This is a genomic window from Novosphingobium barchaimii LL02 (genome assembly GCF_001046635.1).
Taxonomy (GTDB): Bacteria; Pseudomonadota; Alphaproteobacteria; order Sphingomonadales; family Sphingomonadaceae; genus Novosphingobium; species Novosphingobium barchaimii.
Genome location: NZ_KQ130453.1, coordinates 439,964 through 452,296 on the forward strand (window position 1 = coordinate 439,964; position 12,333 = coordinate 452,296).

General features: G+C 66.7%; 9 protein-coding genes. 6 read left to right on the forward strand and 3 right to left on the reverse strand.

Features of this window, described 5'->3' with window-relative positions; all coding sequences use genetic code 11:
• Nucleotides 1-16: 16 nt before the first annotated feature.
• Both V474_RS08725 and V474_RS08730 read left to right on the forward strand, forming a co-directional pair.
• The gene (locus V474_RS08725) at nucleotides 17-1,237 is read left to right on the forward strand and encodes an NAD(P)/FAD-dependent oxidoreductase (RefSeq protein WP_059151123.1); all 1,221 of its coding nucleotides are present in this window, start codon (nucleotides 17-19) and stop codon (nucleotides 1,235-1,237) included.
• Nucleotides 1,238-1,245: 8 nt separating this feature from the next.
• Nucleotides 1,246-2,433, forward strand: a complete 1,188-nt coding sequence (locus V474_RS08730) for a M24 family metallopeptidase (protein ID WP_059151124.1) — start codon at nucleotides 1,246-1,248, stop codon at nucleotides 2,431-2,433.
• A 117-nt stretch (nucleotides 2,434-2,550) separates the two neighbouring features.
• Here V474_RS08730 and V474_RS08735 read toward each other — a convergent pair whose 3' ends face one another.
• From V474_RS08735 to V474_RS08745, 3 genes are all read right to left on the reverse strand, one after another.
• The gene (locus V474_RS08735; protein ID WP_059151125.1) at nucleotides 2,551-3,576 is read right to left on the reverse strand and encodes a class 1 fructose-bisphosphatase; all 1,026 of its coding nucleotides are present in this window, start codon (nucleotides 3,574-3,576) and stop codon (nucleotides 2,551-2,553) included.
• 138 nt (nucleotides 3,577-3,714) lie between these two features.
• Nucleotides 3,715-4,557, reverse strand: a complete 843-nt coding sequence (locus V474_RS08740) for a shikimate 5-dehydrogenase (RefSeq protein ID WP_082699685.1) — start codon at nucleotides 4,555-4,557, stop codon at nucleotides 3,715-3,717.
• Nucleotides 4,554-5,573: a LacI family DNA-binding transcriptional regulator gene (locus V474_RS08745; protein WP_059151126.1), complete on the reverse strand. Its 1,020-nt coding sequence runs from the start codon at nucleotides 5,571-5,573 to the stop codon at nucleotides 4,554-4,556. The genes V474_RS08740 and V474_RS08745 overlap by 4 nt, the downstream gene beginning before the upstream one ends.
• Before the next feature lie 147 nt (nucleotides 5,574-5,720).
• Here V474_RS08745 and ptsP point away from each other — a divergent pair, with 147 nt between their 5' ends.
• Genes ptsP through V474_RS08765 form a run of 4 tightly spaced genes read left to right on the forward strand, consistent with a single transcriptional unit; the run spans nucleotide 5,721 to nucleotide 12,325 of the window.
• Complete coding sequence (gene ptsP, locus V474_RS08750) at nucleotides 5,721-8,234, forward strand: phosphoenolpyruvate--protein phosphotransferase (RefSeq protein WP_059151127.1); 2,514 nt, start codon at nucleotides 5,721-5,723, stop codon at nucleotides 8,232-8,234.
• Nucleotides 8,234-9,184, forward strand: coding sequence for a 1-phosphofructokinase (gene pfkB, locus V474_RS08755; RefSeq protein WP_059151128.1), 951 nt, complete (start codon nucleotides 8,234-8,236; stop codon nucleotides 9,182-9,184). Before ptsP ends, pfkB begins: the two co-directional genes overlap by 1 nt.
• Nucleotides 9,181-10,893: a fructose-specific PTS transporter subunit EIIC gene (locus tag V474_RS08760; protein WP_059151129.1), complete on the forward strand. Its 1,713-nt coding sequence runs from the start codon at nucleotides 9,181-9,183 to the stop codon at nucleotides 10,891-10,893. The genes pfkB and V474_RS08760 overlap by 4 nt, the downstream gene beginning before the upstream one ends.
• Before the next feature lie 52 nt (nucleotides 10,894-10,945).
• Nucleotides 10,946-12,325, forward strand: a complete 1,380-nt coding sequence (locus tag V474_RS08765; protein WP_059151130.1) for a carbohydrate porin — start codon at nucleotides 10,946-10,948, stop codon at nucleotides 12,323-12,325.
• The last annotated feature ends 8 nt before the right edge of the window (nucleotides 12,326-12,333 follow it).

The following is a 12,333-nucleotide window of genomic DNA, read 5'->3' on the forward strand; positions in this document are numbered from 1 at the left end:
TTGCAACGGAGTTTTTGTGGGACTAATCGGGATCGTCGGCGGCGGGGTGGTCGGCCTGTGTACCGGCATCGAATTGCTGGAGGCGGGAGAGCGCGTGGCGATCATCGACAACGATGCCGCCGCGCAGGCCCCATCCTGGGGCAACGCCGGGCACATCGCGGTCGAGCAGGTAGAGCCGCTGGCCTCGATGAACACGGTGCGCACAATGCCCAGGCGTCTGTTCATGCGCGGCGGCGCAGTGGGCCTGCCGCCTCTGTCGCTGCCTGCATGGTTACCGTTTGGACTGCGCCTGCTGGCGGCGGCCCGTCCCGAGCGCTTTCGTAGCGGCTGCGCGGCGCTGGGACCGCTGCTGGATCGGTCAATGCCGGCGTGGGAATCCATGGCGACGCGCATCGGCGCGCCGGAATTGCTGCGGCAGGATGGGCATTTCGTGGTGTGGCACGGCGATGATGCCGCCAGTGCCGGACGCGCTTCCTGGGAAATGGCTCGTACCGGCACGGCACAAGTCCGCAGCGCGACGCCGGATGAGCGCGACATGCTTGCTGCCCTCGGCAATCGACGTGTAGCCGGAGCGATCCGCTTTTCAGGCAGCGGGCAGATCGCCGATCTCGGCGCCCTGCGTGCTGCCCTGCGCGCAGCTTTCATCGGGCGCGGCGGCACGATCCACGAGGCATCCGCTGCGCTTGGCCTGAACCATGGACGCGCCGAAATCGCGGGGCTGGACGCGGAGCGGGTGATCGTGTGTGCGGGGGTACACTCGCGGGCTCTAATGGAAGCGTTAGGCCATAAGGTGCCGATGATCGCCGAGCGCGGCTACCACGTCCGCGCCGAAGCCTCAGGCTGGCCGGAGGATCTGCCGCCGGTGGTGTTCGAAGAGCGTTCGATGATCGTGACCCGCTATGGGCCGACCGTGCAGGCGGCCAGCTTCGTGGAATTCAGCCGGCTCGATGCGCCGGCCGATCCGCGCAAATGGGAACGCCTCGAACACCATGTCGCGCAGCTTGGTTTGCCGATTTCCGGGCCGTTCCGCCGGTGGATGGGGTGCCGGCCGACGTTGCCGGACTATCTTCCCGCGATCGGACGCTCGACGCGGGCGAGCAATCTCTACTATGCCTTCGGGCATCAGCACCTCGGGCTTACGCTCGCACCGATTACCGCCCAGTTGGTCAGGTCGATGGTCGGGGGCGGCCAAACGCAACTGCCGCTCGCACCTTTCGACCTCCAGCGCTTCGCATAAGGATAGACATGATGATTGGCGGATCGACCGCGCAGATCGAACTGGATCGCCTCCAGCCCTGGGCAAAACGCGCTCCCGCGATTACCGTTGCCGAGCGCAAGGCACGCATTGCCCGCGCGCAGGAACTGACAGACGCGCTCGGTGCCGACGCGCTGCTGGTCAACGCGGGCGCCTCGCTGCGCTACTTCTCAGGCCTGCCCTGGGGCCAGAGCGAGCGCCTTGTGGCGATGCTGCTGGTGCCGGGACGCGAGCCGATCATGATCTGCCCGCACTTCGAGATCGGCACGCTGGAAGCGGACCTTGCGATCCCGGTGGACATCCGTTCGTGGCAGGAAGACGAAGACCCGGCCGCTCTGGTGATCGACGTTCTTGCGCAAGTGGGCGCAAAGACGCTGGCCATCGACCCCGAACTGCCCTTCCACTTTGCCGAGCGTATCCGTCAGGGCGGTGCCGCGCTGGTCGATGCGATGCCGGTGGTGAAGCAGTGCCGCATGGTCAAGTCGGCGGCCGAACTCGCGCTGATGCAGCAGGCGAAGGACATGACGCTGTCCATTCACCACGCCGCCGCGCGCATCCTCGCGCCCGGTATCCGCCAGAGCGAGGTGGTGCATTTCATCGACGCCGCGCACCGCAAGCTGGGCGCCAGCGGGTCGAGCTTCTGCATTGTCCAGTTCGGCGAGGCGACCGCCTACCCCCATGGCCTGCCTGGCGACCGCGCGCTGGAGGAGGGCCAACTCGTGCTGATCGACACCGGCTGCACGATCCAGGGTTATCACTCCGACATCACCCGCACGTACGGGTTCGGCGAAGTTTCGCAGGATATCCGCGACATCTGGGATATCGAGAAGGAAGCCCAGCAGGCTGCCTTCGACGCCGTACGCCCCGGCGAAACCTGTGAAAGCGTGGATGCTGCAGCGCGTGCGGTGCTGGTCAAGGCCGGGCTTGGGCCGGACTATGCGCTCCCCGGCCTGCCGCACCGCACCGGGCACGGCATCGGCCTATCGATCCACGAACCGGCCTATCTGGTGCGCGGTGACCGTACTCTGCTGGAGCCGGGTATGTGCTTTTCGAACGAACCGATGATCGTCGTGCCGCAGCGGTTCGGCGTGCGGCTGGAAGATCACATGTTCGTGACGCCAACCGGCGCGCAGTGGTTCACGCAGCCCCAGGCATCCATAGACCGCCTAGCGGACTGAGAGGGTAGGATTTGGCCGGCCTATCCATCCGCAATATGTCGCGCATCTGATCAGTGAACTCCACACGCGGGGCATCCCGGCGCCCGCTTCATCGCGAGGCTCCGGGATGCCTGTGCATCAGTTTCCGACGGTATCCATGGCTTCGTGGCCATAGGCCGCGACAGTCTCGACCTCGGCCTTGTCGCCCAGGACCACGCCAACCCGTTCGTGCAGCCCGGTGGGAAGGATGTCGAGGATACGGTCCAGCCCGTTGTTGGCGGCGCCGCCAGCCTGCTCGATCAGCAGGGCCATCGGGTTGGCCTCGTACATCAGGCGCAGGCGTGCCTTTCCGGGAGTGCGGTGGTCCGCCGGGTACAGGAACACCCCGCCGCGCTTCAGGATGCGGTGCACATCGGCCACCATCGAGCCGGTCCAGCGCATGTTGTAGTCCTTGGCGCAGGGGCCGGTTTCACCCTCCATACGCTCGTCGATATAGCGCGTGATCGCGGGCGACCATTGCTTGTGACGGGCCATGTTGATGGCGAATTCGCAGTTGCCCGCCGGGATCTTCAACGGTCCGTCCGTCATCTTCCAGGCGCCGACTTCACGGTCGAGGGTGAATTCGTAGACGCCCGTGCCCAGCGTCAGCACCAGTAGCGTCTGCGGGCCGTAGATCGCATAGCCGGATGCGACCTGCGTTGCGCCCGGCTGCATGAAATCCTCCTCGGTGATCTCGCGGCCCGAGGCGCTGGCAGGTGCGCGCAGGACCGAGAAGATCGTGCCCACCGAAAGCCCGACGTCGATGTTGCTGGACCCGTCGATGGGATCGAACAGCAGCAGGTATTCGCCCTTGGGATAACGGTTGGGGATGCGATGGATCGTCTCCATTTCCTCGGACGCCATGGCCGCGAGGTGGCCGCCCCACTCGTTCGCTTCGAGGAGCAGTTCGTTGGCGATCACGTCCAGCTTCTTCTGGACCTCGCCCTGCACGTTTTCGCTGCCAAGGCTACCCAGCACTTCACCCAGCGCGCCCTTGCCAATGGAGTGGCTGATGGTCTTGCAGGCGCGTGCGACCGTCTCGATCAGCAGCCGAAGTTCGGGCCGCAGGACGCCGGAGCGACGCTGTTCTTCGATCATGAACCGGGTCAGGGTAAGGGGCTTCATCCTTGGCATACTCTCGTTGGGGATGCGACGTTTCGCCGCGGACGCGAACGACATAAGCGGTTCGGGGACGGATTCGGAAGCCCCCCCGCGCGCCTTTGGCCTATACAACCGATTACATGGTCAATTTAACGGCCGATTTTACAGGATCAGCCGCTCTGCAACCTGCGGTCCGTGCGCCGCAAGCGCCGCATCGCGGATCATCTCCGGGTCCGGGCGGATGCCGGTGTAGAGCACGAACTGCTCCACCGCCTGAAGCACGATGACTTCCGCGCCGGAAATGATCTTCTTGCCGGCCTTGTCCGCAGCGAGGATGAACGGAGTCATGGCGGGCTGGGCGACCACGTCGAAAGCGATCTCGCAGCCGGCAATTTGAGCGTCGTCGAAGCTCATCGCGGCCTCGTCCGCGCCGGCCATGCCGAGAGGGGTGACATTGACGAGCAGCGGCGCGCCCCGCGCGGGAACTTCGGCTTGCCACGCATAGCCGTACTGCTCGGCAAGCGACTGCCCGGCCTCCCGGTTGCGGGCGACAACCACACCTTCGCCAAAGCCGCAATCCCGCAGCGCCGCGACGACCGCCTTGGCCATGCCGCCGCTGCCGCGCACGGCGAAGGGCAGGGCCGGGTCGATCCTGCGCTGCACGAGGAGGTCCCGAACGGCCACGAAGTCGGTATTGTACCCGGTCAGGTGCCCATCATCGTTGACGATGGTGTTGACGCTGTCGATCGCGCTGGCGGAAGGTTCCATGGCGTCGATCAGCGGGATCACCGCTTCCTTGAAGGGCATCGAAACCGCGCAGCCGCGAATGCCCAGCGCCCGGATGCCTCCGATCGCCGCAGGCAGGTCGGCGGTGCTGAATGACTTGTAGACATAGTCCAGCCCCAGCAGTTCATAGAGCCGGTTGTGCAGCATCGAGCCGGCATTTCCGGGCCGCGCCGAGAGCGACATGCACAGTTTCGTGTCACGGCCGATCGGAGGTTTCATGGGTTTGTCTCCTGAATTTTCGTGCGGGCCATATGGGGCGGCGAACTGGACGCCCGGGCGACGAGCCGTCCGGCCAGCACCACGCGGCGGGCGGCGGCATCGGGATGGTCGATACGTTCGAACAGCATGGACATCGCGGCGCGGCCGATCTCTTCCACCGGCTGCTCGATCACGGTGAGGCCGCCGCCGACGAACTCCATCCAGTCCTCCTTGTCAAAGCCAGCAAGGGCGACGTCGTCCGGCACCGACAGCCCCAGGGCATGGAGCGCGCGCAGGACGGCCATCAGCATCACACCGTTGCTGGCGAGCAGGGCAGTCGGCGGGCAAGGCCCGGACATCACGGCGGCGACTGCCTTTTCCGCCTCGCCCACGCCGTGGGGGACTGACAGCGCCTGGCTGTCGACGCCCAGCGCCGCAGCGGCATGCTCGAAGCCGATACGGCGTTGCACGCCGGTTGCACTCAGCGCGCCAAACAGCCCGGCGATGCGGACATGGCCTTGCTCGTGAAGGTGAGTGACCAGCCCCGCCGCCATTGCCTCGTTATCGAGCACCACGCAGTCGCGCGAGGCGCCGGGCACGGCGCGGTCGATCAGGACCATGGGGAAGTCGGTGCTGAACCGTCCGGCGCTTTCGGAACCCGCGCGCGACGGCGCCAGCACCACGCCGGTGACGCGCTCCTCCTGCATCAGTTGCAGGTACATCGCCTCGCGCTCGGGGTCTTCGTCGGTGTTGCACAGGATGACGCGCAGGCCGCGCGAATAGGCGATGTCCTCGATCGCGCGCGATACGGCGGTGAAGAAGGGGTTGCGGATATCGGCGACGATCAGGCCGATGGTGTTGGTGTGGCGCGAACGCAGCCGCCGCGCCGCCAGATTGGGGCGGTAGCCGGTGGATTTGACCGCTGCCATGACCCGTTCCCGCATCGCCGGGTCGACCGCGCGGCCCGCCAGAACCCGCGAAACCGTGGCCGGGGAAACCTGCGCTACTTTCGCGACATCCTTGATTCCGACTGCCATCGGGAAATCGTTCTCCACCAAGTGCATTAGGAACTACGCACCGTTTGGGTGCTTATGCTGGAAATGAGGGGCTGAACGCAAGGCCCTTGACAATTTTGTGAGAAAACGATTTCTAGAGCGATAGAACAAGACTGGAGAGGCCGTTTCATGTTCGCAGATGCCCGCAATCCGCTGGGATTGGACGATCTTGTGCGGATCGATGCCCATGCTACCGACAAGGAAGATGCGATTCGCCAGGCAGGGCAACTGCTCATTGCCGCTGGCTGCGTCGGCCCGGGGTATGAGGAAAGCATGATCCGCCGCGAGGCGGTTGCGAACACCTACCTCGGTTCCGGCGTGGCGATCCCCCACGGTCTGGGCGAGGACAAGGGGCTGGTGCGCAAGGACGGTATCGTCGTGCTTCAGCTGCGTGACGGCGTCGAGTGGAACCCGGGCCAGCGCGCGCATCTGGTGGTGGGCATCGCCGCCAGTTCGGACAGCCACATCGCCATCCTGCGCCGCCTGACCCGCCTGATCCAGGACGAGACCCGGCTCGAAGGTTTGTTTACAACGGCTGACAAGGCGCTGATTTCAAACGCTCTGCTGGAGGATGCGCCGCGCGCTGCCTCGGCAAAGCCCGCCCAGGATCTGGCCGAGCAGGTCACTTGGACCGTCGATTATCCCACCGGCCTTCACGCCCGCCCGGCCACCGCCTGGAGCGAGGCCGCCAAGGCCGCCAGCGTGCCGCTACGGGTGCGCCACGGCGATGAAATGGCCGATCCGCGCAGCATGGTCGCGCTGCTGCAACTCGGGCTGAAGGCGGGGGACACCCTGACGATTTCCGCCTCGGGCGAAGGCGCGAAGGGCGCGCTGGACCAGTTCCTTCAGGCGGTGACACGCCTTTCCGCGCGGGAGAAGGCCGATGCCGCGCGCGCGGCGGAGAAGGCCAAGGCCCCCGTGCGCGGTTGGAAACCGGACGGCGACACCGCGATGATCGCAGGCGTCGGGGCCAGCCCCGGCCTTGCCATCGGCAAAGTCCATGTTCTTGCCGCGACGCAGCTTGTGGTGCCCGATCAGCCAGTCGACCTTGCTGCTGGCGGAGCATTGCTCGACGATGCGCTGGTCCGCACGCGCGCGCAGATGAAGGCGCTGGTTGATGATACAACGCGCCGCCTGGGCGCTTCCGAGGCGGCTATCTTCAAGGCGCAGGCCGCGCTGCTGGACGATACCGATCTTATCACCCTGACCTGCCAGATCATGGTGGAGGGCCACGGCGTTGCCTGGTCCTGGCATCAGGCGGTTGAGCGCATGGCGGGCCAGCTTTCGGCGCTGGGCAACCCGGTGCTGGCGGCGCGCGCGGCGGATTTCCACGATATCGGCCGCCGGGTGCTGTCGCATATCGACCCCGGCCTTGGCATCGGCACGCTTTCGGACTTGCCGGACGAGCCGTGCATCCTTGTCGCCGCCGACCTTTCGCCTTCGGACACGGCGACGCTCGACATCGAAAAGGTGGCCGGGATCGCCACGGCGCTGGGCGGGCCGACATCGCACAGCGCGATCCTGGCCCGCACCCTGGGGCTACCTTCGATGGTCGCGGGCGGCACCGACCTGCTCTCGCTGGCGGCCGGAGCGACTGCAATCGTCGATGGTGACGGCGGGCGGATCTGGCTCAACCCTTCGGACGCAGACCTTGCCTCCGCGCGGGGCTGGATCGACGAGATCGCGCGCAAACGGGCGGAGGAAGAATCCGAGCGCTCGAAGCCCGCTCGCACCGTCGACGGGCATGAGGTGGCGATTGGCGCCAACGTCAACCGGCCCGATCAGGTCTCCTTCGCGGTAGCACAGGGCGGCGAGGGCGTGGGCCTGATGCGCACCGAATTCCTGTTCCTCGAACGCGGCGACAGCCCGACCGAGGATGAGCAGTATGCGATCTACCGCGAAATGATCGAGGCGCTTGGCGCCGATCGCCCGCTGATCGTGCGCGCGCTCGACATTGGCGGTGACAAGCAGGTTCCGCACCTCGACCTGCCGCGCGAGGAGAACCCGTTCCTTGGCGTGCGCGGCGCGCGCCTGCTGCTGCGCCGCCCCGATCTGCTGGAGCCGCAGCTTCGCGCGCTGTACCGGGCGGCGAAGGACGGCGGCGACCTGTCGATCATGTTCCCGATGATTACCTCGGTTACCGAACTGCTCACCCTTCGCGAAATCTGCGAGGGCATCCGCGCTGAACTGGATGCGCCGGTGGTGCCCATCGGCATCATGATCGAGGTTCCCGCAGCCGCCGTGCAGGCGCATGTGCTGGCCGAGCATGCCGACTTCTTCTCCATCGGCACCAACGACCTGACGCAGTATGCCCTCGCCATCGACCGGCAGAACCCGGAACTAGCCAGCGAGGCCGACAGCCTGCACCCCGCCGTCCTGCGCCTGATCGCGATGACGGTGGCGGGCGCGGCGCGGCATGATCGCTGGGTCGGCGTGTGCGGCGGCATTGCCGGCGATCCTTTCGGCGCGGCGCTGCTGACCGGGCTTGGGGTGAGCGAACTGTCGATGACCCCGCGTGACATTCCGGCGGTCAAGGCGCGCATCCGCAGCGCCAGCCTTGCCGACATGACCGCGCTGGCGGCAAAGGCGCTGGAGGCCGGGACGGCCGCCGAAGTGCGCGCGCTGAACGAGGAGGCAGCGTGATGCGGGTCGTCACCGTCACCTTCAACCCGGCGATCGACCAGACCGTCACGCTGGACCATCTCGTCCCCGGCGCGGTCCACCGTGCGCTTTCGGCGCGGCAGGATGCGGGCGGCAAGGGCGTCAACGTGGCCAGCTGCCTTGCCGACTGGGGCACCGCTGTGTCTGTCCACGGCTTGCTGGGCACAGACAATGCCGCTGCGTTCGAGGCTCTGTTCGCGAACAAGGGCATTACCGATCGCTTCATCCGCCGCGCCGGGGCTACCCGCGTCAACCTCAAGCTGGTGGACGGCGATGGCACCACCGACGTCAACATGGATGGGACGCCCGCCGATCCTTACCAGATCGAGGCGGTGATCGCGGCGGTCGTCGAAGAAGCCGGGCCGGACGCGCTGATGGTCCTTGCCGGCAGCCTGCCTCCCGGTTTTCCGCACGATATCTACGCGCGGATCGTGGGGCGCGTTCGCGGCACCGGCGCGCTGGTCCTGCTCGACAGCAGCGGCGCCTCGCTGCGCGCCGCGCTGGAGAGCGACGCGCTGCCCGATATCGTCAAGCCCAACCGCCACGAGCTTTCCGAATGGCTGGGCGCTCCGGTGGAAACCATGGCCGAAGTCCACCGCGTTGCCGCCGACCTGCATGAACGCGGCGTAAGCCTTGTCGCGGTGTCGCTGGGCGAGGAGGGCGCGTTCTTCCTCTCCGGTGAGGGCGCGCTGACAGCAAGGCTGGCCGCCGCCGATGTGGCCAGCACCGTGGGCGCGGGCGATGCCATGGTGGCGGGCATCGCCGCCGCGCTTGCCGAGGGCGGCACTCTGGAGCGGATCGCGCGCCTGTCCACCGCCTTCGCGGTCGGCAAGCTGGGCCGCGCGGGGCCGCACTTACCTAAAAAAGAGACCGTGCAGACGCTGGCAGACAGCGTTCGCATCGACACGGTTCTGGCGGGAGAAGAAAAGTGAGCAGGATTTTCGCCATCGTCCAGGCCGGTGCATCCGGCGTTACCGGCGTCCTTGCCGGTGAGGCGCTGCGCAAGGCGGCGCAGGCTGCCGGGCGCGAGATCGAGGTCGAAGTGCATACCGACCTTGGCGTGCTGAACCCGCTCGCTCCCGAAACCCTTTCGCCCGATGACATGCTGCTGTTCGTTGCACCGCAAGCAGCGGACGACGGCGTCATGAAGGGCAAACCCCACCGCCGCGTCGACATCGATGCGGTGCTTTCCGATCCGGCCGCTGTGCTGGACGGTGCCGGCGGCGATGCTGGCGCGCTACCCTCCTCCAGCGCACCCAGCATCGTCGCCGTCACTTCCTGCCCGACCGGCATCGCTCACACCTTCATGGCGGCAGAGGGCCTTCAGGAAGGCGCGCGCCAGCTCGGCTACCCGATCCGGGTGGAGACGCAGGGCTCGGTCGGCGCGGGGAATGAATTGACGGACGCGGAAATCGCCGCCGCCGACGTGGTCATCATCGCCGCCGACCGTGAGGTCGATCGCGGCCGCTTCGCCGGCAAGCGCGTTTTCGCCAGCAACACCAAGCCCGCCATCACCGGCGGCGCGAAGCTGATCGAACGGGCGCTGGCCGAGGCGAAAGTGCAGGGCGGCCAGGCCTCCGGTGCCGCCAAGGCAGACCGCGAGGAACGCGTCGGCCCTTACAAGCACCTCATGACCGGCGTATCCTTCATGCTGCCGTTCGTAGTGGCGGGCGGTTTGCTGATCGCCCTGGCCTTCGCGCTTGGCGGCATTCACGCCAATGACGATGCGGCCAAGGGCACGCTGGCCCATGCGCTGTTCCAGATCGGCGCGAACGGCGGCTTTGCGCTGATCGTGCCGGCCTTGGCCGGCTACATCGCCTTTTCCATCGCCGACCGCCCGGGCATCGCGCCGGGCATGATCGGCGGCATGTTGGCGGCCAATATCGGCGCAGGCTTCCTCGGCGGCATCGTCGCGGGGTTCATCGCGGGGTACGGTGTCCACTGGCTCAATCGCCTGATCCAGTTGCCCAGGAACCTGCAGGGCCTGAAACCGGTGCTGATCCTGCCGCTGCTCGGCTCGCTGCTGACGGGCCTGCTGATGATCTACGCGGTCGGCACGCCTGTAGCCGCGCTGCTTGCGACCCTGACCGAGGCGCTGCGTTCCATGCAGGGATCGAGCGCCATCGTGCTGGGCCTGATCCTGGGCGCGATGTCCGCTTTCGACATGGGCGGGCCGGTGAACAAGGCGGGCTATGCCTTCTCGGTCGGCCTGATCGCCAGCGAGGTCTATACGCCGATGGCCGCGACCATGGCGGCGGGCATGGTGCCGCCGCTGGGCCTCGCGCTGGCGACCCGCCTGTTCCGCAACCGCTTTACCACGGAAGAACTGGAAGCCAGCGGCGCGGCTGCCGTGCTGGGGCTCGCCTTCGTGACGGAGGGCGCTATCCCCTTTGCGGCGCGCGATCCCTTCCGTGTGATCCCGGCGCTCATGGCCGGATCGGCAGTTGCGGGCGCGATCTCGATGGGCAGCGGCGTGGAACTGCGCGTGCCCCATGGCGGCGTGTTCGTTCTGCCGATCCCCGGTGCGGTGACGCACCTGCTGGCTTACGGCGCCGCGATCGTGGCGGGAACCGTGGTGACGGCGCTGGTGGTCGGGCTGCTCAAGCGGCCGGTCACGGTGGCGGAACCTGTGCCGGCCTGACGGGGCTGGACCGCTTCGACCCTGCAATACAGATCCATCTGGAAGATCGCCCATGCCGACTATCCTTGTGCGCGCCTTGTGCTGCGCCGGCGCCGTTACCTCCTTCGCCGCACCCGTGCTGGCGCAGGACACCGCGGACGAGACAGCCCGTACCACGCAGTCCGCCGCGCCCGTTGAAAAGGCGCAGGATGATACGCGCAACTGGCAGCCGCTGGCGGATGAGGGCATCACCCTCTCGCTCAGCTACACCGGTGAGGCTGCGACGAACGTCTCGGGAGGGGTGCGCCGCGACGCAGCCTATGCCGGGCAGGTCTACGTCGGCGCCGACTTCGACATGGACAGGATCGCCGGGATCGGGGGCGCCGCGATCCATGCCGCCGTTACCGACCGTCACGGCCAGAACCTTGCCGCCATCGCGATCGGCAACAATACCTCGGTCCAGGAAATCTACGGCACCCAGAACACCCATCTGGCGATCCTGACGTGGCAGCAGAAGCTGCTGAATGGCGCGGTGGATATTGAGGTGGGCCGTAGCCAGGCGAACATCCATTTCCTGAACTCGCCGCTCTACTGCAATTTCCAGAGCAATTCGGCCTGCGGAAATCCGACGTTCGTATTCAAGAACAGCAACTTCACCTACTTTCCCGCTTCCAGCTGGATGGCCCATGCCAAAGTGAACTTGACGCCCAAGGTCTGGATTCACGCCGGCGCCTATGAAGTGAACCCCGACCGCAAGCGTCCTACCGACAACGGCTTCAACTTCAGCGCGAAGAACGCCACGGGCGTGATCGTGCCGTGGGAACTGGGCTACGGGACGGACTTCACCAACGACCGCCTGCCGCGCCATTACATCCTGGGCGGGTGGTTCGACCGGGGCGACTACGCAGATCCTCTGCGCGATGACCGGGACGGGATCGCCGCCGTATCGGGCCGTGCGGCGCAGACCCGTCATGGCCGCTCGGGCATCTATTTCCGCTTCGACCAGATGCTGACCCGCCCGGACCCAATGACCCAGCGCGGCCTCAGCCTGTTCGGGGTGGCGATGACCAACCTGTCGGGCCGGGTCGAGGAGAGCCACTTTCTCGAACTCGGCCTAGTCCAGACCGGCACTTTTGCCGGACGAGACAAGGATACGCTGGGCTTCGTCATCAACGATCAGCGTTTCAGCGATCTGGCGATGGAGCGCATGCGTGCCGCGCGTGTCTTTGCCGGCGGCACGGACGGGATCGCGCGGCATCAGTACATGATGGAACTGGCTTACGGCGCGCAGGTGGGCCCGGCGATCCGCCTGTCGCCCAACATCCAGTACATCGTCCACCCCGACCAGTCCTCGGTCCCGTTTCGGACCAGCGACATCCCGAACGCCTGGGTGCTGGGCTTCAAGTTCACCGTGGATGCGAGTGCGCTGGCGGGGAGCGTGTTCCGGCCGTAACGGCCCGC